Below are 24,920 nucleotides of genomic sequence, written 5' to 3' on the forward strand. Positions count from 1 at the left end.
GATTCTCCTTTTTTCATAAAGAAAAGCCTACACAAAAGTGCAGACTTTAGCTTAATTATTTAGCAACTGGGTATACAGATACTTGTTTTTTGTCGCGACCTTTACGTTCGAAACGTACAACACCTTCAACTTTAGCGAAGAGTGTATCGTCACCACCACGGCCTACGTTTACACCTGGGTAGATGTGTGTACCGCGTTGACGGTAAAGGATTGATCCACCTGATACAGTTTGTCCATCAGCTGCTTTAGCACCAAGACGTTTAGCTTGTGAATCACGACCATTGGAAGTAGAACCCCCACCTTTTTTGTGGGCGAAAAGTTGCAAGTTTTCAAGAGTTTTCAACATAAGATTGTGTCCTTTCTTAGTGATTAGTCGCTAACTTACGCGTTGATAGCGTTGATAACAACTTTTGTATAAGGTTGACGGTGACCTTGTTTACGGTGGCTACCTTTTTTAGGTTTGTATTTGAAAGTAACAACTTTCTTTTGTTTACCTTGTTTTTCGATAGTTCCGACAACAGTAGCTCCCTCAACAACTGGAGTACCTACTACAGTTTTATCACCACCGACAAGAACAACTTCGTTAAAAGTTACTTCTGATCCAGCTTCAGCGTTGATTTTTTCAACGTAGATCGCTTGACCTACTTCAACTTTAACTTGTTTTCCACCAGTTTTGATGATTGCGTATGTGCTCATGATGCACCTCCTATTAAAATTTTTAATGTGTCTGAGGTTTCCCTCTGTGAAGACTCGCCTAGTACTGCGGGGGCGAACCCACTTGTAAACAGTAGTCGTGCGGTTGCACAGGACGTGCATTTAGTCAACGTTACAATTCTATCATTTTTTCATGCTAATGACAAGAGAAAAAGTTATTTTGATTATTCTTATTCTGCTCATTGAAATTTATCAAAGTAACGATTACCCTAATCAACTCTTATTCCATATCTTCCTAGGAAAGTCTTAGCTAGAGCCCGCTCCAGACCAACTAAGGAAAGGCTCTTATCCGTTGTCAAAATTTGATAGCGTTCACTTCCTTCAAAATAGAAGTGATTCAATGCCTGATAGCCATTTCGTTCATAAAATGCTAAACGTTTTAGACGTTGAGCCCGATTAGAGACTTGCTCCTCATCCATGGGTTCAATCGTAAGCACACACGGTCGTTCTCCTGCTTCTTCCCTAACTTGTGCCAAAATTTGACTACCGTAACCCTGCGACTGTTTACTTTCCTCAACCGCAAGAAAGAGAAGGTAGACCAGGTTATCAGTACAGATTGCATAGGTAAAACCAATAAAAACTCCCTGATCAAAATAAGCCAAGAAAGATTGTCCATTTTTCAAATTATTCCAAGACAATTGCCAAAGTGGGAGTCTCTCCTCCACAGGAAAAGCCGCTTCATAAAGCGAAGCGACCATCTTGAATGTTGATGTCAGAGGATAAATGTTACGAACCTCTAGTGTCATTTTCCTAACCAATAACCTTCTTATAATCTTCTGGTGTTGCTACATGAGCGTGCTCACGTTGACGATCAAGCAAGTGACTAAGGAAGTCACGGTTGCCCAAGGCTTCTTTAAGGGTTTGCTTAAATTGCCCAGCATTCATTGGTGAGAAAATATTGCTTGGTGCAGTATAATCTGGACCATGGCTTGTATTCGTGAAAGCCAGGATAAGCAGGTTATTTTCAAAGGCAGCACGTGTCGCTGACAGGATTTCATTTTGGTGGTTAATATCTAAATAGAAATCAGCCTCTTGATAGAGACGCTTAACCTGTTCTGTTGTAATATTCGGATAAAGGCTAACATTACTATATTTAGCTAAATCCATCAAACGACTTGACATTTCAGTGATTGCCCCAATATGGTAGTGCATGGTAGGCACTTCACTAACAATGCTTTCCAAGTGTTCAATCTGATCTGAGTTGGTCAAGATAAGCGCTTGATTTTGGAAGTTGTTCTGGCGGGCAAATGGATACATGAATCCGAGAAAGGCCACGCGAGAAGCCTGCTCTGGACTAACCAACTTTAGAAGATTCGTATATGCTGTGTATTCTTGCACTACAATCTTAGTTTGACGGTGATTGCTATCAAGAAGGAGGCGCATATTCCCAGGGACTGAATCAGTGATAGGCTCTTGCCAGAAGAGGACATCTTGACCAGAATTCGGAAGATTCATAGCTGTCAAGAAAGGTGTTGACAAGGAGTTATAAAGGATACGTCGCAAATCATAACCAGCTTCTTTAAGATAAAAGACTACAAACTCCGATTTGTTTTTGAAAATGTAGACCTTGTCTTTCCAATTCAAGATAACGTCTTTGGTCAAATGGTTAATGACGATAACTTCCTTGTTGTCTGGAGTGAAATAACTAGTAATGGTCGCTTCTTGCTTAACATTGTAAGTTGTTTGTGAGAAACGGTACCCCTTATTATTGTAGCGATCAGTCACACGCAGGCGACCTGACTCATCATACCAATCCACAGCTTTAACTAGACGCTGATGAGCAGGATGCGCATAGTGAATATGACCACGTTTCTTATCAAAACGGAAGATTTCCGCGTTGCTATTTGTTCCTAAAATTTCCCAGTAGTCAGGCACAGGAACCTGATTAAAGTAAAGTGCAGAACCTTGAACCTTGTCAAAACCAGTGAAATAAAGGTAAGGTGAGGTCACATCACTAGGCAGAAAGCCATCATCTGAAAGACAAACTGTTGTATTTACATAGCCAGCAACAATCAGCGAGTAATGGAGATCCCAACTACCTTGACTATAGTTCTCAAATAAATTAATCATGATTAGTCATCTCCTTTACTAAGTTAAGCCACTTCTGCTCGATTTCCTCTGTCAAAAAGCCTTTTGCGATATCATAAGAGACTTGATGAACATGATCTAAATCTGAACGATTGAAGAAAGCTACAATTTTCTCTGCCAAGGCAGCCACAATAGCAAGCTCGTCATCTTTTTCAAATCGAGGGATTAAGTAACCATTTTCATTATCCTTGATAAAAGTTTGGTTCCCATAACGGACATCAAAACCAATCATACCAAGGCCCGATCCAACAGCTTCTAGAAGTGTCAAGCCGAACCCTTCACTCTTAGAACCTGATAGGTAAAGTTCGTAATCCTTGTAGACTTCTGTTAAATCTTGGTGACCCTTGAGGTGGATGTAATCCTGAGCGTGATTTTCCTCGATAATTGCCTTAAGCTTAGCTTCTTCAGCACCTGTACCAAAGATATCAAAGTTCACTTGTGGCAGACTTTCTTTAGCCTTAACAACAGCCTTAGCCAACCAGTCTACGTGCTTTTCATTGGCCAAACGTGAAGCTGTGATGATTGAGAATGGTTTGCGCTCTCCCTCAGGCTCTCTCAGTTTATCCAAACTTCCCACAGGAATCGTTACGATATTAGGTGTAAATGGTGTGTATTTGTTGAACTGGTCTAGCATAATGCTGCGTTGACGCTCTGTCGCTGTGATGAAGAAATCAACCTTATCTGCATTACTGAATTGATACTCGTAGAAGTTATTCCAAAGAATAGTCTTGTCTGTCACAGCATTTTCACTAAAGTGCTCTGCATGGACCACAACCCCAAGCTTAGCAGGTTTGGTATTACGGAAAACAGCCTGCCCTGTGCCAGTGGCACGGTCCAAGATAACGATATCCTGGTCAGTTAGACCAAGTTGAGACATAAAGTAGGCAATAAACTCATGCTTAGAAGACAAAATCTTATCTGGGAAACGGAAGACACTATCCTTACCATCAACAATTTCATCATAGGCAACACTACCATCCTCATTGAAGAAACGACGTTGATAGAGGTGGGCCTTGTTATCTACAGGGGTGTAGTACTCCGTGAACATCTTAGTGTAAGAGTAAAAGTCTTTACGAATTAAGCAACCACGCGATACTTTTTCCACACGGTGAACGATATCTTCACCCTCTTTACGCAAGTAGGCTGCATAAAAAATATCTTCCTTGGCACAAAAGAGCTTAACCACCTTGCCATTAATCTCACGACGCGTGATGTCATAAGGGATTTCCTTTTCCAAATCCTTGACAGTATAGGTCGTTGGAGCAATTTTCAGGTCTGTAAAATAGCTGTATAGCCAGATGACGTCTTCATCTTCAAACCCCATGTTACGGGTCAAATCAGAAAGATTGTCCTGCAGGAACATATCCATAAAGACAAATTTGGCCTTAATACCTGTGTTTTTGAAAATTGTAGAACGATAGGCCTGGGCGTACTCAACACCACTTGATGCCCAACCGATTCCTAAATTGATGTTATAAACAGTCATGTATTTTCCTTTCTGGGTAAAAGCTCAACATCGACATTTCTTTTTGGACATACCTAACTCTAGTAGCACCTAAATACTGCTATGTTAGTACTATATCCTCCTAGACTAGAGCAAGTCTTCAATAAGTGTATCCACTTCGTCTTGCGCTTCTTCAATAGGTGTGATTTCAGTCACCATGATTCCCGCAACCGCACGTTCAACCAAGGCTTCAACATCCATACGACGTTCATATTGTTCAACGTTTTTGATTTTTGGATTAGTCTTTGGACGGTCAGGTGCAAAGATAGTACAGCAATCCTCAAAAGGTTGGATGGAAATGTCAAAGGTATCAATTTTTTGTGCCAAATCAATGATTTCCAACTTGTCCATAGTGACAACTGGACGAATCACTGGCGTACATGTAACAGCATTAATCGCCTGCATAGACTCCATAGTCTGACTGGCAACCTGACCAAGACTCTCACCATTGATAATCACAAGACCTCGACGTTCTTCTCGAATGCGGTCAGTAATACGCATCATAAAACGACGCGTCAAGGTCATCAAATAAGCCTCAGGCGCTTTTTCTTTGATTTCCTCTTGGATTTCAGTAAATGGTACTTCGATGAACTGGATATTACCACCAAACTTGGTCAACTTACGGGTCAAATCTTGAGCCTTTTTCAGTGCACCAGGACTGGTATAAGGAGGGCTTGCAAAGTGGACAGCTTCAATATCCACACCACGTTTAAGTGCAAGATAACCTGCCACTGGCGAATCAATCCCACCTGAAAGCATGAGCATTCCTTTACCGGCAGTCCCTACAGGTAGTCCACCTGCTCCTTTGATTTCCTCGTGAGAAATATAAGCCGCCTCAGCACGAATTTCTACCTTAAGGTTGACATCTGGGCCCTTCATCTGAGCCTTGATGTCAGGCAATACATCAAAAACTGCATTTCCTAAAGTAAGATTGAGCTCACGACTGTCGAGAACAAAGTCATGGTCACTACGTTTAGCAGTTACTTTAAAAGTAAGACCGTCACGATAGAGTCCAGTCATAATGTCTTGAACAGCTTTTTTCAAGACATCGACATCTTTTTCAAACTTGTAAACAGGACTAAAGGCTTGAATACCAAAAATTTGCTTCAAAGACTCTGCTACTGGCTCGTAGTCTGTACCATTGAGGTAGATATGTCCACGATCTCGATCAAAAGTCACTTTAACTTCTGGATAGATGGATAGGACATCTTTAATATTATTTCTAAGTTTATTGACAAAGCGCATACGGTTTTTGCCTTTGGTAGACAATTCACCATAGCGAACCATAATTTCTGAATATGTTAGTGTCATTCCTTTTCCTTTTAAATGTGAATTTAGTTTTATTGTTTAATCGCTTAAATCTTGCTATCTCACTTTTTGTGTCTTGGCGTAGACCTGCTTGAAAATCGTGAGGAACTGTTCCACCTGTCCCATATCATTGTCATCATCAAGACTGATACGAACAGCTGTTTGGGCTAACTTAGTCGGTACACCCATAGAAATGAGAGTCCCCGCTGGTTTCCCCGCCTTAGATGAACATGCTGATGTCGTTGAAATATAGATTTGATGCTCTTCAAAAGCATGGACAATAACTTCACCACGAACACCCTTGATTCCAAAGGTCAAAATATTGGGAGCAAAATCCTCACCCTCACCTGAGAAAATAGTAATATCCTGGTACTTAGCCAATTCGTCAAAGATAATCTTTTTCATCTTGGCAATTTTAGGAAGAGAAAATTCCTCTTTGTCAGTTACCAAGCGCAAGGCCTTGGCCATACTCGCAATGCCGGCAACATTTTCAGTCGTTGAACGAAAATCTTTTTCTTGACCACCACCGGTTAAGAGCGGCGTAATCTTTTTCCCTGCCTTTTTGTAGACAAAACCGACACCACGAACAGCATGAAACTTGTGACCAGAAAAAGTCGCAAAATCTACACGGTCAGTTAAATAGGACGATACTGGAATCTTTCCAATAGCCTGAACAGCATCCACATGGAAAGATATGGTAGGCTCATTAGCCAAGAGATCTGAGATGGCTTGAATAGGTTGGATTGATCCGATTTCATTATTAACAGCCATAACCGAAACTAAGATTGTGTCAGGGCGTAATAATTCAGCAAGAGCTTCAACATCCACAAATCCTTGCTCATTTACTGGTGCATAAGACACCTCGAAACCATGCTCTGAAAGCCATTTGGCAGATTCTTTTACCGCTGGGTGTTCAATATCAGAAACAATGATATGTTTGCCGTAAGGCTCTTTTTCAAAAGCTACACCTTTGATGACCCAGTTATCACCTTCGGTTCCTCCAGACGTAAAGAAAATCTCATCGGCTGATTTTCCAATGAGTTCCGCAACTTGCTTACGAGAAGCCTCCAAAATACGTGTCGCAGATGTTCCTAATTGGTGTAGGCTGGATGGGTTCCCAAAAATTTTAGTAGCCACTTCTTGATAGGTTCTAAGTGCCTCTGGATAAGGCACCGTTGTGGCCGAATTATCAAAATAAATCATGATTTTTCCTCGATTTTTATTTACTATTTATTATAGCATAATTTTTTTAGCAATTTTTGCGAGAAAATCATATAATAGAAAGTACGAAATATTTTTAAGGAGAGCATCATGTCTGAAAATTACTCACGCCGTAATCATTCATCAAAAGAAGAAAAAAAATCTGCCCCAAAGGTGACTGAACACGTTACAAAAGGCTTCACTGCCTTCCAAAAAGTCCTCACTGCCGTCGGGACAATTTTGTCAATCATCGTGGCTTCAATCACCATCATGAATTTCACAGCCTCTAAAAATAAGGACACTTCTGATTCATCAGCCAATCAATCAACTGTAGTCATCAAAGAAGGCAATAATAAGACTCAAGAATCAAGTGCTACCTCATCTAGTTATGGCAATGCGACTGATTCAGAAACAGAAACAAGTAGCCAAGCAGGAACTAACACCTATTCGTCATCTGCAGATACAACAACGGGTGGCAATACGACTACCTCTTCATCAGCAGCTACTGCAGACACAACATCTGGCAATGCGACTACTGGTGGCGCAACAACTGGTGACGCCGCTTCTAACTAAGACATGTAAAAGGCTAGGAAACCCTGCCTTTTTTCTATAATCCTATGAACTATACAGAAACTCTAAATTTTATCCATTCTTTCAAGGGCAATGGACGTCGCCCTCAACTCGAACGTATGCGTTGGCTCTTGAGACAAGCTGGAGAGCCTCAGTCTCACTATCCAACGGTACATATTGTCGGGACCAATGGTAAGGGATCAACAACTAGCTACCTACAAAATATCCTAACAAAGTCGGGCTATCAGGTCGGGACTTTCACCTCCCCTTATATCACTCGCTTCAACGAACGTATTAGTATTAACGGCACAGAAATTCCTGATAAGGACTTGATTAGCCTTGTCGCGAAAGCTCAAGTTCTTCTCAATGATTTAGAAGAGCACACTGATTTTGGCAGACCAACGGAATTTGAATTGGTCACCTTACTCATGTTCCTCTACTTCGACCTTAAACAGGTTGATATGGCTATCATTGAAGCTGGGATTGGGGGACGACTTGATTCTACCAATGTTCTTTCGCCAGAGCTTGCCATCTGTACTTCGATTGGCTTTGATCACACTGAGACCTTGGGCAATAGCCTTTTGGACATTGCCAATCATAAAGCAGGCGTCATGCGAGAAAACACACCTATCTTACTTGGGCGTGTCTCTGCAGAAGTTGAACATTTCTTCAACCAAAAATCACATGACCTACAAGCACCTTTAGCTATCATTGATAGGAAAATTCAGCTGCTTCCAAAGGACAATCAAACGATCCAAATTTCTTATGACCATTGGGAAAGTCCAAATCTTAAACTTCCAATGTTAGGGCAGCATCAAGAAAACAATGCTGGGCTAGCTGTCACTGCTGCCCATCTCTTAGCTCAAACATTTTCTAAGATTACCGATAAGAGCATCCAAGAAGGAATCGAAGAGACGCATTGGCCTGGTCGTAGTGAGTGGATAGGAAATAACATTTATCTAGATGGTGCCCATAACCCTCAAGGAATTGCCAGCTTAAAGCAGGTACTAAAAGATAACTTCGCTAATCGTAGGGTACATATCCTCTTTGCAGGACTTAGACGAAAGCCTTTGGCAGACTTACTAGAGGAATTGAAAGATTATGATATAACGGTAACCAGCTTTGACTTTTTTGAGGCACTGCCCTTGGACGACTATCCCAAAGACTTCAAACGTACAGCCGACTATAGGGACTGGCTAGCACAAGCTGAATCATCAAATTCTGATGACCTATTTGTTGTCACTGGATCTCTTTACTTTATCTCAGAAGTAAGAAACTACTTAATTAACGAAAGAAAGGCCTGAAGGCCTTTTTTTATTTAGACAGTCTATAGTTTTACACAAAGTGTAGGCTGCTATTTGAACACAAAGAAAAGTCTATCTATTTGGCTAGACAGACTTCACCTTTTTATCTCATCGTTACAAATTCTTCTGAGCCGGTTGGATGAATGGTTTCCATAGCCAAAAAGGCTATGGAAATTCGCAAGGGACTTCCTTGCGATCACTTTCAATTGAGGCCATTCAGACACAAAGAAAAGTCTATCCATTTAGGTAGACAGACTTCACCTTTTTATCTCATCGTTACAAATTCTTCTGAACCGGTTGGATGAATGGCAACCGTATTATCAAAATCAGCCTTAGTTGCTCCCATCTTAATAGCCACAGAGAAGCCTTGAATCATCTCGTCAACACCGTAGCCAATGCCATGAAGACCGATGATTTTTTCATCCTCACCAAGTGTTACTAATTTCATAGTTGACGGCTGACGATTGTTTGCAAGAGCTGTATACATTGGAGTGAAACTAGATTTATAGACCTTGATATTCTCCGCACCATATTTAGCAATTGCTTTTTCCTCAGTCAAACCAACAGAACCAATGACTGGGTGGCTAAAGACCACAGTGGCTACATCAGTGTAATCAAGCTTAGCATCGGCTTTATTGTTGAAGAGTCGCTCTGACAATTGACGTCCCGCCTTGATTGCAACTGGCGTCAAATCTAGTTTACCAGTCACATCACCAAGGGCATAGATACCAGGAACTGATGTATTTTCAAAGGCGTCTGAATAAATGTTACCTCGTTCAGTCAACTCAACGCCCGTCTTTTCAAGACCAAAGCCAGAGGTATTGGCAGCACGACCAATAGCCCAAATGAGGCAATCAACAGTGATCGTTTCTCCATTGTCAAAGCTAATGGTCAAAGAATCGTCAGCATTTTTCACTACTTCTGTAGCATTAGCATGCGTGTGAAGGGTCGGACCTGATTTAGCCATCTCATCGACTAAGACATCAATAATATCCTTGTCAAAGGTACGCAATGGACGATCTTTACGAACAAAGAGATGCGTGTCACTACCAAGAGCATTGAGAACACCAGCAACCTCAACGGCGATGTAGCCAGCACCAATGACAGCTGTACGTTTTGGCACCTCATCTAGTTCAAAGAAACCATCTGAGGTAATCCCATATTCACTACCTGGAATGTTTGGATAAAGGGCGTGACCACCTGTCGCAATAAGGATATGGGGTGCTGTATAAAGCTCCCCTGCTACTTCAACTGTATGAGGGTCAACAAATCTTGCATACTCGTATACACGTTCAACGCCATTGCTATCAAAACCACGCTCATAAGAACCATGGATACGGTCGATATAAGCCTGACGATTCGCCTTAAGCCTTGCAAAATCAAACTTATTAATTGTCACATCAAAACCATACTCGCCTGCATAACGGTGAAGGGTTTCAGCAACCTGAGCACCATACCACATGACCTTTTTAGGTACACAGCCCACATTGACGCAGGTACCGCCGACCTCTTTTCCTTCAAAGAGAATAACCTTAACGCCGTGCATAGCAGCACGATTAGCACTGGCAATCCCACCAGAACCACCACCAATGACAATATAATCGTATTCTTTTACCATATTTTACCTCTTGTGTTTCTTTATACAGCGTATTAGCTACTAGATGAGCCATTTCTGCCTATACTTTATCATAAAATAGGTACCCTGACAAAAATCTGCTACGACACAAAAAAACAACCCCGAACTCAACGAGATTGTTTAATCATATCTTATTTATCAAGTGGTTTGCGGAGGAATCCGAAAAGGATACCTGATACCACAGCACCAATCAAGATGAAGAGAAGGTAGAGAAGGGCATTTGATGTGAGGGCGATAACGAAGATACCTCCGTGTGGTGCCATCAATTTGATTCCTGCCATACCTACGAGAGCACCTGTAAGAGCTGAACCGACGATAAAGCTAGGGATAGCGCGTGCTGGGTCAGCTGCACCAAATGGGATCGCACCTTCAGTGATGAATGAAAGTCCCATAACAATGTTTGTCAAACCAGAATCACGTTCTTCTTGTGAGAATTTATCTTTGAACAATACGGTTGCTACAAAGACTGCCAAAGGAGGAACCATACCAGCTGCCATAACTGCTGCCATAACAACTGAACCACCTGAAGTTACAGTTTCAGCAAGAGTACCTGTAGCAAAAACATAAGCTGCTTTATTGACTGGTCCACCCATATCCACTGCCATCATACCACCTACAAGGAGACCAAGGAGAACTGCTGAGCTACCTGACAAGCTTGACAAGAAGTTATTAAGACCAGTATTGATTGCTGCCATTGGGATATTCACTGCTAACATGGCAAATCCTGTGAGGCCCACTCCAAGAAGAGGCATCAATAAGATTGATTTTGCACCTTCGAGTGCACGTGGAACCTTAATGTATTTTCTCAACAAAAGTACAATTCCACCAGCTAAGAAACCACCTACCAATGCTCCAAGAAATCCTGATGACACTTGATGAGAAGAAATCTTATCAACTGCTTCTTTTGCTGCATTCTCATCTAAACCTGCAACTTTTGCATAGACTACGATATTTCCATAAGCAAGACCTGCTTTCGCAATAGCCCCAGCTGCAAAACCGGCAATCAAACCTGGTTTCTCAGCAATTGAATAGGCAATATATCCTGCAAGAATAGGCAACATGAAACTGAAAGCAATATCACCAATTGATTTAAAGAGAGCCGGAAGTTCATTGTAACTACCCAAATGTGGCAATTGATCTTTAGGAACACCCATGATTTGGTCAAGCAAGAAGGCAAGCGCAATCATGATACCACCACCGATAACGAATGGAAGCATTTGTGATACCCCACTCATCAAGTGTTTATAGAAGGCACCACCGAGGCTCAATTTCTCACTTGATTCTTGAGCAGCTCCAGCATTTTCGGCATGGAAGACTTCAGCCTTACCATCCAAGATATTTTGGATTAATTCTTGAGGTTGGCGAATACCTGCAGCGACTGGTTTAGAAAGCAATTTTTTACCATCAAAACGTGCTGTTTCAACTGCCTTGTCTGCCGCTACGATAACACCTACAGCCTTACTGATTTCTTCAGCAGTCAATGGTGTTCCGACACCTGAAGCACCGTTAGTTTCAACACGAACATTGACTCCCATTTCTTCACCTGTTTTAATCAGTGATTCTTCAGCCATGTAAGTGTGAGCAATACCAGTTGTACAAGCTGTTACAGCTACGATAAGTGGTTTATCGCTTGAAGCTGCTTCTTTAACAGCTTGTGCTTTCTTAGCTTCCTCAGCTTGTGCTTCTTCTTCGCCAGTATTAAAAGCAGCAATCACTTCATCTGGAGAAGTCACCTTACGCAAACGATCTGCAAAACCATCTTGCATGAGGTATTTTGACAATTCAGCAAGAGCTGCCAAGTGAGTGTCGTTTGCTCCCTCTGGAGCTGCAATCATAAAGAAGAGGTCGGTAGGTTGACCATCAAGTGATTCGTAATCTACACCTTTATTAGATTTAGCAAAAAGTACTGTCGCTTCTTTTACTGCAGCATTTTTACTGTGTGGCATAGCGATTCCATCACCCAAACCAGTTGATGTTTGTGCTTCACGAGCCATAATACCTGCTTTGAAAACATCAAAGTCAGTCACAACACCATTGTCAACCAGGCTGTTAATCATTTCATCGATAGCAGCTTCTTTTGTAGTTGCTTGAAGGTCAAGCAACATGACTTTTTTGTTCAGTAAGTCCTGAATTTTCATAGTTTTTCTACCTCTACTTTATTGTATGTTTCTTTAATAAATTCAATTGTCGCTAAGTCATCTGAGAAAGCTGTAGATGTTCCACACGCCACTCCCCACTTGAGAGCCTCAATTGGATCACCTGATTTAACAAACTCACCAGTGAAACCAGCAACCATTGAGTCACCCGCACCAACAGAGTTTTTAACTGTCCCCTTAATTGGTTTGGCAAAGTAAGCAGCCTCTGGTGTGACAAGTAGAGCTCCATCACCTGCCATTGAGATGATAACGTTTTGTGCCCCTTTAGCAAGGATTTCACGCGCATATTTTTCAACATCAGCCAAACCATTAAGTTTGACATTGAAAATAGCTTCTAACTCATGGTTATTTGGTTTTACCAAGAGTGGTTGGTAGGCCAAGGAATCAAGCAAGGTTTGACCTTCAAAGTCACAGACAACCTGTGCACCAGTTTCACGCACTAGTGGAATCAATTTGTTATAGACCTTGTTTCCAAGATTGCTTGGTGCTGATCCAGCAAAAACAACCACATCATCAGCACTTACACTTGAAAGAACTGCTTCCAATTCAGCCAATTGATACTCATTAATGACAGGTCCTGCACCGTTAATTTCAGTTTCTTGGTCAGCCTTGATTTTAACATTAATACGTGTGTCTTGATCCACAGCTACAAACTTGGTTTTAATACCTTCTGCATCCAAACCATCTGTCACAAAACGTCCTGTAAAACCACCGATGAAGCCCGTTGCAGTATTATCAACACCTAAACGTTGCAAAATACGACTAACATTAATCCCCTTACCGCCAGCGAACTTATCATCACTCTCCATGCGGTTAACTTCACCAATCTCTACTTTGTCGATACGAACAATGAAGTCGATTGATGGATTCAGCGTTACAGTATAAATCATACTTCAATAACCCTCGTTTTCTCTTTTAATTCTTTTAGGAGCTCTTCTTCCGAAGCATTTGTAATTATGGTTACTTTCTCGACCTCGGCTACCTTAGCATAGGTAATCTGACCAAGTTTAGAGGCATCCGCTAGAACATAGGCTTTTTGCGCATTAGCTATAGCCGTCCGTTTAATAACTGCCTCTTCCATGTCTGGTGTGGTGAAATAATTAGCATCAACGCCATTAGCACCAATGAAAGCACAATCAAAATTCAGTTGTCTAATTTGCTCTTGAGCAGTACTTCCAATAGACGCATCCGTTGAATGTTTAACCTTTCCTCCAACAATCCTAGTGCTAACACCGAAATCTACCAGCTTAACCGCATGATGGATAGAATTAGTCACAACCGTTACCTGACGATTGGCCAAATGTGGAATCAAAAGTTCATTTGTTGTACTAGCCTCAAGAAAGACGACATCACCTTCCTTAATCAAATCGGCAGCATAACCAGCTAACTGAGCCTTTTCTTGAACGTTTCTAATAGCTTTTTGACTATTGGCAATTTCTTCCTTTAGACCATGAATGCTTTCAGCACCGCCATGAACACGTTTAAGTTGGCCATCTGCCGCTAACTCGTCCAAGTCGCGACGAATCGTCGACTCGGAAGTATCACTTAACAAAACAGTTAGGTTTTCCAAAGTGACAAAACCATCTTGTTTCAACTGAGACAAGATAATCTGCTTACGTTCAGACTTTAGCATAATCTCTCCTTCTGTAATCGTTTACAAAATCTATTATACTAAATTTTTAATAACTGTCAACTAGAAACAGTCAAAAAAAATCAAAATATTTCATTGTAAAATACTTATCTACCAAAATGACGCAATTTGATAAGAAAGTTCTTACATTTTCAAAAAGAATACTCCTTTCAGTATGAAGGGCAAAATAAAAAAGCCTTTCGGCTCTCTTATCTTATTTGGCATAGTCAACCGCACGGAATTCACGAATGACTGTAACCTTAATATTTCCTGGGTAATCCAAATTCTTCTCAATTTGTTCACGTACCTTGTGAGACAAGATCGTAACTTCATCATCCGAGATTTTGTTTGGATGAACCATAATACGAATTTCACGACCAGCTTGAAGGGCGAAGCTTGTTTGAACACCGTCAAAGCTTGATGCAATTTCTTCCAAATCACGAAGGCGTTTGACATAATTCTCAACAGATTCATTACGAGCCCCTGGACGAGCCGAACTCAAAGCATCTGCTGCTGCTACAATAACTGCAATGACGCTCTCAGGTTCTACATCGCCATGGTGGCTGGCAATAGCGTTAACCACAACTGGATGTTCTTTGTACTTACGTGCAAACTCAGCACCAATCTCTACGTGGCTACCTTCGACTTCTTTGTCAATGGCTTTCCCCATATCGTGAAGGAAACCAGCACGACGAGCGAGGGCAACATTCTCACCCAATTCACCAGCCATGATACCTGCTAGTTTACCAACTTCAACTGAGTGACGAAGTACGTTTTGACCATACGACGTACGGAACTGCAAGCGTCCCATAATCTTGATCAAATCAGGGTGAAGATTCATAGCGCCAATTTCGTAGGCTGCCTCTTCACCATATTCACGGATACGGTTATCCATTTCCTGACGGCTCTTCTCAACCAACTCTTCAATACGAGCTGGATGGATGCGTCCATCCTTAATCAAGGCTTCGAGAGTCATACGTGCAATTTCACGACGAACGGGATCGAAACCAGAAAGGACAACTACTTCTGGAGTATCGTCAATAATAACGTCAATACCTGTTAGACTTTCAAGCGTACGGATGTTACGCCCCTCACGCCCAATGATACGACCTTTCATATTGTCATCTGGAAGGTGGACAGTCGTTACTGTTTGTTCAGTAACATAATCTCCAGCCAAGCGTTGCATAGCTTGCGCCAACAAATTTTTGGCTTTCTTATCAACAGTATCTTTAACCTGTGCTTCTGCATCTTTGATACGTGTTGCAATCTCATGAGTCAAGTTATTCTCAGTTTCTGTTAAGATTACCTCACGCGCTTCTGCAATGGTCATTTGACCAACACGTTCAAGTTCAGCCTGCTTCTCAGCCTCCAACTGAGTCACATTCTCTTCACGCTCATTAAGATGTTTAGATTTGTCAGCAAGACTCTGCTCTTTCTTCTCGAGGGCAAGTTCTTTACTTGATAGATTTTCATCCTTACGATCAAGGCTAGTGGCACGTTCTGTCAAACGATTTTCCATCTGTTTAAGCTCTTGACGTTCAGATTTGAATTCTTTTTCAATATCTTCTCGATATTTTCTAGCTTCCTCTTTTGCTTCTAACAAGAACTCTTTACGTTGAGCCTTACTCTCACGTTCAGCAGTCACACGCAGATGATCTGCATCATGCTCTGCCTGACTACGAAGGTTCACAGCGTCTTGTTCTGCCTTTAGCAAGGTAGTTTCTGCTTGTTCCTTAGCTTTGCTAAGTTTAATAGAAATTGCTAAATATCCAACGACTAAACCAATGAGTGCAAAGACAACTAAAATTATCATGTTTATCATGTCTTTACCTCAACTTTTCTAAGGTTTCCCTAAAGAAAACCGTCTTCTAGTGTATCATATTTATAGCGATTTCTCAAATATATACTAGAACTTTAAACTGATTTTATGGTATCATAACTCTATTAGAATAGGGAGGTATTACCATGCCAAAAGACGTTACTGTTGAAAGTTTTGAACTTGATCACACCATTGTAAAAGCACCTTATGTCCGTCTTATTTCTGAGGAAGTTGGACCTAAAGGAGATATCATTACAAACTTTGATATCCGTTTGATTCAACCTAATGAAAATAGTATTGACACAGGTGGTCTTCACACTATCGAACACCTACTCGCTAAACTGATCCGTCAACGTATCGATGGACTTATTGATTGCTCACCATTTGGTTGCCGTACAGGCTTCCATATGATTATGTGGGGTAAACAAGATCCTACAGAAATTGCTAAAGTTATCAAATCTAGTCTTGAAGCTATTGCTAACGAGATTACATGGGAAGATGTTCCAGGAACTACCATTGAATCTTGTGGTAACTACAAGGATCACAGTCTTCATTCAGCTAAGGAATGGGCTAAACTTATCCTTGAACAAGGTATCTCAGACCAAGCCTTCGAACGCCATACCGTTTAAAAAACATTGGGATATATCCCAATGTTTTTTTAGTATTTTCTAAAACGTTGATAACGCGCTTCAAGCAAGTCCTCTGTTGATAATTGGCTTAATTCTGCCAACTCATCTACAATTGCTGTCTTAATTGCTTCAATAATTTCACTTGTAAAGTAACCACGTTCTGGGATCACCTTATCAACGATTCCCATGTTAAGCAACTCACCTGATGTAATCTTCATCAACTCTGCTGCCTCTTCTGAACGTGAGCCATCTTTCCAGAGAATAGTCGCAAACCCTTCCGGACTCAAGATAGAGTAGATGGTATTTTCAAGCATCCAAACCTTATCGGCTACCGCCAAGGCAAGAGCTCCTCCCGAACCACCTTCACCAATGATGATGGCAATAATTGGCACCTTAAGATCACTCATTTCCATAAGGTTACGCGCAATTGCCTCACCTTGTCCACGTTCCTCTGCCCCAACACCAGGATAAGCACCTGCAGTATTGATAAAGGTAACAACTGGACGACCAAACTTTTCAGCCTGTTTCATGAGGCGAAGAGCCTTACGATAGCCCTCTGGATGAGGTTGCCCAAAGTTACGGTTAAGGTTATCTTGTAGGTTTCTACCTTTTTGGATACCCACTACAGTAACCGCTTGGCCATTTAAACGACCAATACCACCAATAATGGCACCATCGTCACGGAAATTACGGTCGCCATGAAGTTCAATAAAGTCATCGAAGATTCCTTGGGCAAAGTCCAAAGCAGTTAAACGGCCTTGGTCACGCGCTTCTTTTAAAATACGTGCTACGTCGCTCATTGAACACCTCCATGGAATGATAAGAGTGTGGCAATGGTATCAGCCAACTCTGTACGTTTAACAATGGCATCAACAAAACCATGTTCTTGAAGGAACTCAGCCTTTTGAAAATCATCTGGCAAAGTTTCGCGAACTGTGTTTTCAATGACACGACGACCTGCAAAACCAATCAAGGTTTGTGGCTCAGCTAAGATGATATCACCTTCCATGGCGAAACTTGCTGTAACCCCACCAGTTGTTGGATCTGTCAATACAGTCAAATACAACAAGCCAGCATTCGAATGACGTTTTACAGCAGCTGAAATCTTAGCCATTTGCATCAAACTCATGATTCCTTCTTGCATACGGGCCCCACCAGATGCTGTAAAAATAACAACTGGAAGTTTTTCCTCAATCGCATGTTCAAAGAGTTTAGTGATTTTCTCACCAACAACAGTTCCCATTGAAGCCATAATAAAGTTAGAATCCATAATGGCCAAGGCTGTTTTTTGCCCCTTGATAGTTGCAACACCAGTCACGACAGCTTCATCAAGACCAGTTTTTTCCTTAGTCGTTGCTAGTTTCTCCATATAACCTGGAAAATTCAATGGATTTTCAGTTTTAATACCTGTAAACAGTTCTTGGAAAGATCCCTCATCAACTGTTAAATCGAGACGTTCTTTAGCGGAAATACGGAAGGTATAAGAACAATTTGGACAAATTTTAGCTTGTCCCAAGTCCTTTTGATAAATAGCTTGTTTACAACCAGGACATTTTGCAAAAAGTTCATCTGGAACTTCTGGCACTTGGTGATCAATCCCATTACGTACAGAACGGTTAGGATTGATACGGATATACTTTTCTTTTCGATCAAATAATCCCATAAACTCTATTCCTCACGATTCTGATAAGCTGGTAGGAAGGTCTCCATCAAGAAGGAAGTGTCATAATCCCCAGCGATAACGCTACGATCTGAAATCAAATCCAACTGGAAGTCAGCATTAGTCACAACACCATCGATTTCGAGCTCGTAAAGAGCACGTTGCATCTTCATGAGTGCCTCAAATCGATTTTCTCCATGAACAATGATTTTGGCAATCATTGAATCATAGTAAGGTGGAATAGTATAGCCAGGATAGACTGCACTGTCTACACGGAGACCAACACCTCCACTAGGTAGGTAGAGATTTCTAATTTTCCCTGGACTAGGTGCAAAGTTGAACTTAGGATTTTCTGCATTGATACGACACTCAATAGCATGTCCCTTGATTTCAATATCATCTTGGGTCACAGAGAGTTTTTCACCTGCGGCAATACGGATTTGTTCTTTAACAATATCCACACCACTTACAAATTCTGTAACTGGGTGCTCAACTTGAACACGGGTGTTCATTTCCATAAAGTAGAACTGACCTGTTTTCTCATCAAGAAGGAACTCGATAGTACCCGCATTTTCATAATTAACAGCCTTAGCGGCACGGACAGCCGCTGAACCAATTTCGTGACGAAGTGTCTTACCAATAGCAACTGACGGTGATTCTTCCAAAACCTTTTGGTTATTACGTTGAAGAGAGCAATCACGCTCACCTAGGTGAACAATATTACCATAGCTATCTCCCAAAATTTGAACCTCGATATGACGAGCTGGGTAAATAACTTTTTCAATATACATCGCCCCATTACCAAAGGCTGCTTTAGCTTCTTGTGACGCAGATTCGAAGGCAGGAGCTAACTCTTCTTCAGTGTTAACCTTACGAATCCCCTTACCGCCACCACCAGCAGAAGCCTTAAGCATTACTGGGTAACCAAGACTGTTGGCAACCTCTAAAGCCTCCTCAGCTGTAAAGACTTCACCATCTGAACCAGGAATTACAGGGACATTAGCCTTAATCATTTCAGCACGGGCATTGATTTTATCACCCATCTTGTCCATGACTTCGCCTGAAGGACCAATAAACTTGATGTTCATTTCTTCACAGAGAGTGGCAAATTTAGAGTTTTCACTCAAGAAACCAAACCCTGGATGAATAGCTTGAGCCTCAGTCACAATAGCAGCTGATAGGACACGATTCATATTCAAATAAGAATCAGTTGATTTTGCAGGCCCGATACAAATAGCTTCATCAGCGAGCATAGTATGTAGAGAATCCTTATCCGCTTCAGAATAAATAGCAACCGTTTGGATACCCAATTCACGCGCTGCACGGATAATACGCACTGCAATTTCACCACGATTGGCAATCAATAATTTTTTAAACATAAAACAAGATAACATCAGACATTTTTTGATAGTCTGTGTTGATTTCCTTTCTATGTGATAGACCAATGTCTAAAGAAAAATCCTTTCCGACTGTCGCCAGAAGGATTTTCACAAAACATTAGCTTCCAATAGCAAAAGTCAAAGTACCTGATGCAGCAAGTTTACCATCGACTTCAGCCTTAGCTTCAACAACAGCAATTGTTCCACGACGTTTAACAAACTTAGCTGTCATAACAAGTTGGTCACCAGGAACCACTTGTTTTTTAAATTTAACCTTATCCATACCTGCATAAAAGACTAATTTGCCCTTGTTTTCAGGTTTAGACAATTCAAGAACACCAGCTGTTTGCGCAAGAGCTTCCATGATAAGAACACCAGGCATAACTGGGTATTGAGGAAAATGTCCATTAAAGAAAGGTTCATTGATCGTTACATTTTTAATAGCTGTGATTTCGTCTTCTGAAACTTCTAGCACACGGTCAACCAAAAGCATTGGATAACGGTGTGGTAAAGCTTCACGAATAGCATTAATATCAATTGTCATTTGATGCGTACCAATCCTTTTCCGTAGTCAACAACTTCTTCATTCGCTACCAAGATTTCAGTAATAACACCATCTTTAGGTGCTGGCACTTCATTCATCACCTTCATTGCTTCAACGATAAGAAGCGTTTGACCTTTCTTAACAGTATCACCAACAGAAACAAAGGCTGGTTTTTCAGGTGACGGAGACAAGTAAGCCACACCAACAAGTGGACTTTCAACCACTTCACCTTCAGCAGCTTGAGCAGGAGCAGAAGCTTCTTCAACTGGTGTTGCTGGAGTTTCAACAGCGGCAGGTGCTGCTACTGGAGCAACTGGAGCTTGAGGAGCTGGCGCAACTACTTCAACTGTAGGAGCTACTGGGGCAGCTGTTACTGAACTTGTTTGATTTTTGCTCAAGTTCAATTCTTCACCATTATTTTTGTATGAAAATTCACGTAAAGTTGAAGCATCAAATTGAGCCAATAAATCTTTGATTTCAGAAATATTCATGAATTAAGCCTCCCAACGTTTAAAGGCAAGAACAGCATTGTGTCCACCAAAACCGAAGGTATTTGAAATTGCATACTCAATATCAGCTTCTTGACCTTCACCATAAACAACATTAGCTTCGATGTAGTCAGACAATTCTTTTGTACCAGCAGTTTTCGGTACATAGCTATGACGAATCGCTTCGATTGTTGCAATAGCCTCAACTGCACCAGCAGCACCTAGCAAGTGACCTGTAAATGATTTAGTAGATGAAACTGGAACATCTTTACCAAGTACAGAAACAATGGCACCACTTTCACCCTTTTCATTAGCAGGTGTTGATGTCCCGTGAGCATTGACATAATCAACATCTTCAGGTTTGATACCAGCTTCATTGATAGCCAATTTAATTGCTTTAGCAGCACCTGAACCGTCTGGAGTTGGTGTTGTCATGTGGTAGGCATCACAGTTTGATCCGTAACCAACAATCTCAGCCAAGATGTTAGCACCACGTTTTTGGGCATGTTCCAAGCTTTCGATAACGAGAACCCCTGCACCTTCACCCATAACAAAACCATTACGGTCTTTATCAAATGGAATTGATGAACGTTCTGGATCCTCTGTTGTTGAAAGTGCTGTAAGAGCATTGAAACCACCAATACCAATCTTAGTGATTGAAGCTTCAGCACCACCAGCCAAGACAACATCATGCAAACCGAATTTAATTTCACGGAAGGCTTCACCGATTGCATCATTGGCAGAGGCACAAGCAGTCGTCACTGATTTACATACCCCTTGAGCACCAATTTTAAGAGCAATATTACCAGCACCCATGTTTGAAAGTGCTTTAGGGATAAACATTGGTTTGATACGTTTCATCCCACGTTCGTGCATACGAATGATTTGATCTTCAAGTTCTTGAAGACCACCGATACCAGATGACACGATGACACCAACACGATCACGATCTTCTTCTTCCATGTTAAGTCCTGAATTTTCAAGAGCTTCCATAGCAGCATAAATCGCATAAAGTGAGTAAGTGTCCATACGGTTAGTATCTTTTTTCACAAAGTACTTATCGAACGGGAAATCTTGGATTTCACCTGCGTTAAAGACTGGAATTTCAGAAGCATCGAACTTCGTAATTGGTTTGATACCAATTTTACCGTCATGAAGACTGTTCCAAAATTCTTCTGGTGTATTACCGATTGGTGAGGTTACGCCGTAACCTGTAACAACAACACGATTTGTAGACATATATATTCTCCTTTTGTCGGATGGATATTCTAGTAAATGATTTTTTATATTGACATTCAATTATTGCATGGTCATACCACCATCAATAGCGATGGTTTGACCTGTGAGATATTCTTGACTAGCCAAGAATACTGCAACTTCAGCCACTTCTTCTGCTTGACCAATACGTTTCATTGGCACTTGAGCAATCATAGCATCTTTCATTTTCTCTGGAATAGCGTCAGTCATATCTGATTCAATGAAACCAGGAGCAATAGCGTTGACACGGACACCACGAGCCGCAACTTCACGTGCCACTGATTTTGTAAAACCAATCAAACCAGCTTTTGAAGCCGCATAGTTAGCTTGACCAATATTCCCCATGAGACCTACAACAGATGACATATTGATGATGGCACCTTGACGAGCCTTAGACATTGGTTTTAAGACAGCCTGTGTCATATTGAAAGCACCAGTCAAGTTGATTTTCAAGACACGTTCAAAATCTTCTTCACTCATCTTCAACATCAACTTATCGTTAGTGATCCCAGCATTATTAACTAGAACATCAACACTACCAAGCTTTTCAATAGCTTCAGCTACCATACGTTTAGCATCTTCACCGTTAGAAATATCACCTGAGATACCTACAACAGTTACACCATAATCTGCAAACTGTGCAAGCAAGTCCTCAGAGATTTCAGAACGTCCATTTAAAACAACATTGGCACCAAGACTAGCAAATTTGTGTGCCACAGCTAATCCAATTCCACGTGTTGAACCTGTTACAAAAACATTTTTATTCTTAAGTTCCATGTTTACCTCGTTTTAAGCATTAAGAAGGGCATCAAGACTAGCTTGATCTTCAACATTATGAGTTGGTAAGGTTTTATCAATTTTCTTCAAGAAGCCTGACAAGACTTTTCCTGGACCAATCTCAATTACTTCATCTACACCAAATTCTTGGATAGTGGCAATCGAATCATAAAAACGTACAGGTTCCATCACCTGACGAGCCAAAAGTGCTTTGACGTCTTCTGACTTCATGATTTGAGCCTCAGTATTACCTACTAAAGGAAGCGTAAAGTCCTTGAATGACACTTTCTCAAGTTCTGCTGCCAATTTTTGACTAGCTGATTCAAGTAAAGCTGTATGGAACGGCCCTGAAACATTAAGAGGAATCAGACGTTTAGCACCAGCTTCTTTAAGCAATTCCACAGCATAATCAACAGCCTCAACTTCACCACCAATAACAATTTGTGCTGGAGTATTATAGTTAGCAGGCGTTACTACACCCTTTTCAGATGCTTTTTGACAGATTTCTTCAATCAAACTTGGATCTGTATTCATGACAGCAACCATTTTCCCACTTCCAGCAGGAGCAGCTGTTTCCATGAATTCTCCACGTTTAGCAACCAAGGCTACCGCATCCTCAAATGAGAGTGCTCCAGCCGCAACTAGGGCAGAATATTCACCCAAAGAGAGACCGGCAACAATATCAGGAGTGATACCATTTTCTGCCAAAAGGCGATAAATGGCTACTGACGTTGTCAAAATAGCTGGTTGAGTATAGCGTGTCTGATTAAGTTTTTCTTCGTTAGAATCAATCAATTCACGCAAATCATAACCTAGAATACGACTTGCCGTATCAAATGTCTCTTTGACAACGGGATAAGTCGCATACAAATCGCTCGCCATGCCCAATTTCTGAGCCCCTTGACCAGCAAATAAGAACGCACGTTTTGTCACTATCCTAATCCTTTCTACGTTTTTAGACGTTTACATCTGCCCAACGAGCAGCTTCTTCTTTAATCACCTTGGCAGCACCTGTGTATAGGTCTTCCAAGATTTCTGCACATGTTTCTTCTTTACGAACAAGACCTGCAATTTGTCCAGCCATAACTGAACCATATTCCACATCTCCATCAACAACCGCGTTACGAAGGGCACCTGCACCAAGCTCTTCAATTTCCTCTTGAGTCTTCTTACCAGCCAAGAAATCTTTTTCAGCTTGGTTATATTCAGTAGCCAATTTATTCTTAATCGCACGAACAGGGTGTCCAACAACTGAGGCTGAAATAACAGTATCAATATCTTTAGCCTTCAAAATCTTATCTTTGAAATTTTGGTGTGCATTAGATTCTTTAGCAACAGCGAAACGCGTACCAACCTGAACAGCATCTGCTCCAAGCATAAGAACAGCAGCCATACCACGTCCATCAGCAACACCACCAGCTCCAATAACTGGGATAGATACCGCATCAGCAACTTGGCGAACAAGTGCCATAGTTGTCAATTTACCGATGTGACCACCAGCTTCCATACCTTCTGCAACAACAGCATCTGCTCCAAGTTTTTCCATACGTTTAGCAAGTGCTACCGATGGAATAACTGGGATTACTGTAATTCCAGCTTCGTGGAAACGTTCCATATATTTACCTGGGTTTCCGGCTCCTGTTGTAACAACCTTAACGCCCTCTTCGATAACGAGGTCGACGATGTCATCTGCAAATGGTGACAAAAGCATGATATTAACACCGAATGGTTTATCAGTGATTTGTTTTACTCTATCAATATTAGCTTTTACCACTTCTTTAGGGGCATTACCACCACCAATTATTCCGAGTCCACCAGCATTTGAAACGGCTCCTGCCAAGTCGCCATCAGCAACCCAGGCCATACCACCTTGGAAGATTGGATATTTAATTCCTAACAGTTCTGTAATACGAGATTTCATTTTGCACCTTTTTTCGATTTTCTAATCAAATAAATAGTTTAATAATCAAAGTAATTGTATAAACAAAGGAGAATATCCCAAATAAGAATATTCTCTATGCCCTGCTTATTTAGTTTTTTCTTCTACGTAAGCAACAAGGTCACCAACAGTGTTAAGACCTTCTTCAGTTTCGATTTGGATATCGAACTCATCTTCGATTTCTGAGATAACTTGGAACACGTCAAGTGAGTCAGCGTCAAGTTCGTCAAAAGTAGTTTCTACTTTTACTTCTTCTGCATCTTTCCCAAGTTCTTCAACGATGATTTCTTGTACTTTTTCAAATACTGCCATTTTAAT

Annotated in this window: 25 protein-coding genes and 1 other annotated feature; of the genes, 3 read left to right on the top strand and 22 right to left on the bottom strand. The window is 41.2% G+C overall.

Annotated features, from left to right (window positions below; all coding sequences use genetic code 11):
• Positions 1–55: 55 nt before the first annotated feature.
• The 7 genes from rpmA to H7T98_RS07005 form a co-directional block, all read right to left on the bottom strand.
• On the bottom strand, positions 56–346 hold the full coding sequence (rpmA, locus tag H7T98_RS06975; protein WP_002885483.1) for a 50S ribosomal protein L27: 291 nt from the start codon (positions 344–346) through the stop codon (positions 56–58).
• A gap of 35 nt (positions 347–381) precedes the next feature.
• Positions 382–696, bottom strand: coding sequence for a 50S ribosomal protein L21 (gene rplU / locus H7T98_RS06980; protein WP_002885597.1), 315 nt, complete (start codon positions 694–696; stop codon positions 382–384).
• A gap of 40 nt (positions 697–736) precedes the next feature.
• Positions 737–811 (bottom strand) — a sequence feature (ribosomal protein L21 leader region).
• Between the two features lie 112 nt (positions 812–923).
• Positions 924–1,460: a GNAT family N-acetyltransferase gene (locus H7T98_RS06985; RefSeq protein WP_175057414.1), complete on the bottom strand. Its 537-nt coding sequence runs from the start codon at positions 1,458–1,460 to the stop codon at positions 924–926.
• A 4-nt stretch (positions 1,461–1,464) separates the two neighbouring features.
• Positions 1,465–2,784 carry an accessory Sec system glycosylation chaperone GtfB gene (gtfB, locus tag H7T98_RS06990; RefSeq protein ID WP_175057413.1) on the bottom strand — a complete coding sequence of 440 codons (1,320 nt, stop codon included), beginning with the start codon at positions 2,782–2,784 and terminating at the stop codon, positions 1,465–1,467.
• Complete coding sequence (gtfA, locus tag H7T98_RS06995; RefSeq protein WP_002890077.1) at positions 2,777–4,288, bottom strand: accessory Sec system glycosyltransferase GtfA; 1,512 nt, start codon at positions 4,286–4,288, stop codon at positions 2,777–2,779. The genes gtfB and gtfA overlap by 8 nt, the downstream gene beginning before the upstream one ends.
• 105 nt (positions 4,289–4,393) lie before the next feature.
• Positions 4,394–5,617, bottom strand: coding sequence for a tRNA uracil 4-sulfurtransferase ThiI (gene thiI / locus H7T98_RS07000; RefSeq protein ID WP_155211752.1), 1,224 nt, complete (start codon positions 5,615–5,617; stop codon positions 4,394–4,396).
• A gap of 54 nt (positions 5,618–5,671) precedes the next feature.
• A complete protein-coding gene (locus tag H7T98_RS07005; protein ID WP_155124121.1) occupies positions 5,672–6,817 on the bottom strand; it encodes a cysteine desulfurase family protein in 1,146 nt (381 codons plus the stop codon).
• A gap of 108 nt (positions 6,818–6,925) precedes the next feature.
• Here H7T98_RS07005 and H7T98_RS07010 point away from each other — a divergent pair, with 108 nt between their 5' ends.
• Both H7T98_RS07010 and H7T98_RS07015 read left to right on the top strand, forming a co-directional pair.
• A complete protein-coding gene (locus H7T98_RS07010; RefSeq protein WP_014633949.1) occupies positions 6,926–7,387 on the top strand; it encodes a DUF6556 family protein in 462 nt (153 codons plus the stop codon).
• 44 nt (positions 7,388–7,431) lie between these two features.
• Positions 7,432–8,688: a bifunctional folylpolyglutamate synthase/dihydrofolate synthase gene (locus H7T98_RS07015; RefSeq protein ID WP_175057412.1), complete on the top strand. Its 1,257-nt coding sequence runs from the start codon at positions 7,432–7,434 to the stop codon at positions 8,686–8,688.
• Between the two features lie 265 nt (positions 8,689–8,953).
• Here H7T98_RS07015 and gorA read toward each other — a convergent pair whose 3' ends face one another.
• The 5 genes from gorA to H7T98_RS07040 all read right to left on the bottom strand — a co-directional run bounded on the left by gorA (position 8,954) and on the right by H7T98_RS07040 (position 15,932).
• A complete protein-coding gene (gene gorA / locus H7T98_RS07020) occupies positions 8,954–10,306 on the bottom strand; it encodes a glutathione-disulfide reductase (RefSeq protein ID WP_155124123.1) in 1,353 nt (450 codons plus the stop codon).
• A 149-nt stretch (positions 10,307–10,455) separates the two neighbouring features.
• Positions 10,456–12,462, bottom strand: coding sequence for a fructose-specific PTS transporter subunit EIIC (locus H7T98_RS07025; protein WP_201061571.1), 2,007 nt, complete (start codon positions 12,460–12,462; stop codon positions 10,456–10,458).
• Entirely contained in the window at positions 12,459–13,370 is a 912-nt protein-coding gene (gene pfkB, locus H7T98_RS07030) for a 1-phosphofructokinase (protein WP_002885581.1), read from the bottom strand. Before pfkB ends, H7T98_RS07025 begins: the two co-directional genes overlap by 4 nt.
• Positions 13,367–14,113 (bottom strand): DeoR/GlpR family DNA-binding transcription regulator, encoded by a 747-nt coding sequence (locus H7T98_RS07035; protein ID WP_107372576.1) that lies wholly within the window; start codon positions 14,111–14,113, stop codon positions 13,367–13,369. The genes pfkB and H7T98_RS07035 overlap by 4 nt, the downstream gene beginning before the upstream one ends.
• Before the next feature lie 211 nt (positions 14,114–14,324).
• Entirely contained in the window at positions 14,325–15,932 is a 1,608-nt protein-coding gene (locus tag H7T98_RS07040) for a ribonuclease Y (RefSeq protein WP_045001922.1), read from the bottom strand.
• A gap of 143 nt (positions 15,933–16,075) precedes the next feature.
• On the opposite strand from H7T98_RS07040, the gene H7T98_RS07045 reads away from it, so the two are divergent.
• Entirely contained in the window at positions 16,076–16,558 is a 483-nt protein-coding gene (locus H7T98_RS07045; RefSeq protein WP_002885585.1) for an S-ribosylhomocysteine lyase, read from the top strand.
• A 29-nt stretch (positions 16,559–16,587) separates the two neighbouring features.
• Here the strand turns inward: H7T98_RS07045 and H7T98_RS07050 are convergent, their stop codons facing one another.
• The 10 genes from H7T98_RS07050 to H7T98_RS07095 form a co-directional block, all read right to left on the bottom strand.
• Positions 16,588–17,358: an acetyl-CoA carboxylase carboxyl transferase subunit alpha gene (locus H7T98_RS07050; protein ID WP_002886662.1), complete on the bottom strand. Its 771-nt coding sequence runs from the start codon at positions 17,356–17,358 to the stop codon at positions 16,588–16,590.
• Positions 17,355–18,221 (bottom strand): acetyl-CoA carboxylase, carboxyltransferase subunit beta, encoded by an 867-nt coding sequence (gene accD / locus H7T98_RS07055; protein WP_014633562.1) that lies wholly within the window; start codon positions 18,219–18,221, stop codon positions 17,355–17,357. The genes H7T98_RS07050 and accD overlap by 4 nt, the downstream gene beginning before the upstream one ends.
• Positions 18,222–18,226: 5 nt before the next feature.
• Positions 18,227–19,597 carry an acetyl-CoA carboxylase biotin carboxylase subunit gene (locus H7T98_RS07060; protein ID WP_201061573.1) on the bottom strand — a complete coding sequence of 457 codons (1,371 nt, stop codon included), beginning with the start codon at positions 19,595–19,597 and terminating at the stop codon, positions 18,227–18,229.
• A gap of 118 nt (positions 19,598–19,715) precedes the next feature.
• On the bottom strand, positions 19,716–20,141 hold the full coding sequence (gene fabZ, locus H7T98_RS07065; RefSeq protein ID WP_002885470.1) for a 3-hydroxyacyl-ACP dehydratase FabZ: 426 nt from the start codon (positions 20,139–20,141) through the stop codon (positions 19,716–19,718).
• Complete coding sequence (gene accB, locus H7T98_RS07070) at positions 20,138–20,632, bottom strand: acetyl-CoA carboxylase biotin carboxyl carrier protein (protein ID WP_002885548.1); 495 nt, start codon at positions 20,630–20,632, stop codon at positions 20,138–20,140. Before accB ends, fabZ begins: the two co-directional genes overlap by 4 nt.
• A 3-nt stretch (positions 20,633–20,635) precedes the next feature.
• Positions 20,636–21,868, bottom strand: a complete 1,233-nt coding sequence (gene fabF / locus H7T98_RS07075) for a beta-ketoacyl-ACP synthase II (protein ID WP_002885574.1) — start codon at positions 21,866–21,868, stop codon at positions 20,636–20,638.
• A gap of 60 nt (positions 21,869–21,928) precedes the next feature.
• Positions 21,929–22,663, bottom strand: coding sequence for a 3-oxoacyl-[acyl-carrier-protein] reductase (gene fabG, locus H7T98_RS07080; protein ID WP_201061575.1), 735 nt, complete (start codon positions 22,661–22,663; stop codon positions 21,929–21,931).
• A 12-nt stretch (positions 22,664–22,675) separates the two neighbouring features.
• Entirely contained in the window at positions 22,676–23,596 is a 921-nt protein-coding gene (fabD, locus tag H7T98_RS07085) for an ACP S-malonyltransferase (RefSeq protein ID WP_002886655.1), read from the bottom strand.
• 22 nt (positions 23,597–23,618) lie between these two features.
• A complete protein-coding gene (gene fabK / locus H7T98_RS07090) occupies positions 23,619–24,584 on the bottom strand; it encodes an enoyl-[acyl-carrier-protein] reductase FabK (protein WP_002890043.1) in 966 nt (321 codons plus the stop codon).
• 105 nt (positions 24,585–24,689) lie between these two features.
• Positions 24,690–24,914, bottom strand: coding sequence for an acyl carrier protein (locus H7T98_RS07095; RefSeq protein WP_002885495.1), 225 nt, complete (start codon positions 24,912–24,914; stop codon positions 24,690–24,692).
• Between the last annotated feature and the right edge of the window lie 6 nt (positions 24,915–24,920).

The organism is Streptococcus sp. 23.2 (assembly GCF_016648665.1).
Lineage (GTDB): Bacteria > Bacillota > Bacilli > Lactobacillales > Streptococcaceae > Streptococcus > Streptococcus salivarius_E.

Excerpts from the sequence above, each read along its gene's own strand:
- rpmA (WP_002885483.1), bottom strand. The coding sequence starts at position 346 with ATGTTGAAAACTCTTGAAAACTTGCAACTTTTCGCCCACAAAAAAGGT.
- rplU (WP_002885597.1), bottom strand. The coding sequence starts at position 696 with ATGAGCACATACGCAATCATCAAAACTGGTGGAAAACAAGTTAAAGTT.
- H7T98_RS06985 (WP_175057414.1), bottom strand. The coding sequence starts at position 1,460 with ATGACACTAGAGGTTCGTAACATTTATCCTCTGACATCAACATTCAAG.
- gtfB (WP_175057413.1), bottom strand. The coding sequence starts at position 2,784 with ATGATTAATTTATTTGAGAACTATAGTCAAGGTAGTTGGGATCTCCAT.
- gtfA (WP_002890077.1), bottom strand. The coding sequence starts at position 4,288 with ATGACTGTTTATAACATCAATTTAGGAATCGGTTGGGCATCAAGTGGT.
- thiI (WP_155211752.1), bottom strand. The coding sequence starts at position 5,617 with ATGACACTAACATATTCAGAAATTATGGTTCGCTATGGTGAATTGTCT.
- H7T98_RS07005 (WP_155124121.1), bottom strand. The coding sequence starts at position 6,817 with ATGATTTATTTTGATAATTCGGCCACAACGGTGCCTTATCCAGAGGCA.
- H7T98_RS07010 (WP_014633949.1), top strand. The coding sequence starts at position 6,926 with ATGTCTGAAAATTACTCACGCCGTAATCATTCATCAAAAGAAGAAAAA.
- H7T98_RS07015 (WP_175057412.1), top strand. The coding sequence starts at position 7,432 with ATGAACTATACAGAAACTCTAAATTTTATCCATTCTTTCAAGGGCAAT.
- gorA (WP_155124123.1), bottom strand. The coding sequence starts at position 10,306 with ATGGTAAAAGAATACGATTATATTGTCATTGGTGGTGGTTCTGGTGGG.
- H7T98_RS07025 (WP_201061571.1), bottom strand. The coding sequence starts at position 12,462 with ATGAAAATTCAGGACTTACTGAACAAAAAAGTCATGTTGCTTGACCTT.
- pfkB (WP_002885581.1), bottom strand. The coding sequence starts at position 13,370 with ATGATTTATACTGTAACGCTGAATCCATCAATCGACTTCATTGTTCGT.
- H7T98_RS07035 (WP_107372576.1), bottom strand. The coding sequence starts at position 14,113 with ATGCTAAAGTCTGAACGTAAGCAGATTATCTTGTCTCAGTTGAAACAA.
- H7T98_RS07040 (WP_045001922.1), bottom strand. The coding sequence starts at position 15,932 with ATGATAAACATGATAATTTTAGTTGTCTTTGCACTCATTGGTTTAGTC.
- H7T98_RS07045 (WP_002885585.1), top strand. The coding sequence starts at position 16,076 with ATGCCAAAAGACGTTACTGTTGAAAGTTTTGAACTTGATCACACCATT.
- H7T98_RS07050 (WP_002886662.1), bottom strand. The coding sequence starts at position 17,358 with ATGAGCGACGTAGCACGTATTTTAAAAGAAGCGCGTGACCAAGGCCGT.
- accD (WP_014633562.1), bottom strand. The coding sequence starts at position 18,221 with ATGGGATTATTTGATCGAAAAGAAAAGTATATCCGTATCAATCCTAAC.
- H7T98_RS07060 (WP_201061573.1), bottom strand. The coding sequence starts at position 19,597 with ATGTTTAAAAAATTATTGATTGCCAATCGTGGTGAAATTGCAGTGCGT.
- fabZ (WP_002885470.1), bottom strand. The coding sequence starts at position 20,141 with ATGACAATTGATATTAATGCTATTCGTGAAGCTTTACCACACCGTTAT.
- accB (WP_002885548.1), bottom strand. The coding sequence starts at position 20,632 with ATGAATATTTCTGAAATCAAAGATTTATTGGCTCAATTTGATGCTTCA.
- fabF (WP_002885574.1), bottom strand. The coding sequence starts at position 21,868 with ATGTCTACAAATCGTGTTGTTGTTACAGGTTACGGCGTAACCTCACCA.
- fabG (WP_201061575.1), bottom strand. The coding sequence starts at position 22,663 with ATGGAACTTAAGAATAAAAATGTTTTTGTAACAGGTTCAACACGTGGA.
- fabK (WP_002890043.1), bottom strand. The coding sequence starts at position 24,584 with ATGAAATCTCGTATTACAGAACTGTTAGGAATTAAATATCCAATCTTC.
- H7T98_RS07095 (WP_002885495.1), bottom strand. The coding sequence starts at position 24,914 with ATGGCAGTATTTGAAAAAGTACAAGAAATCATCGTTGAAGAACTTGGG.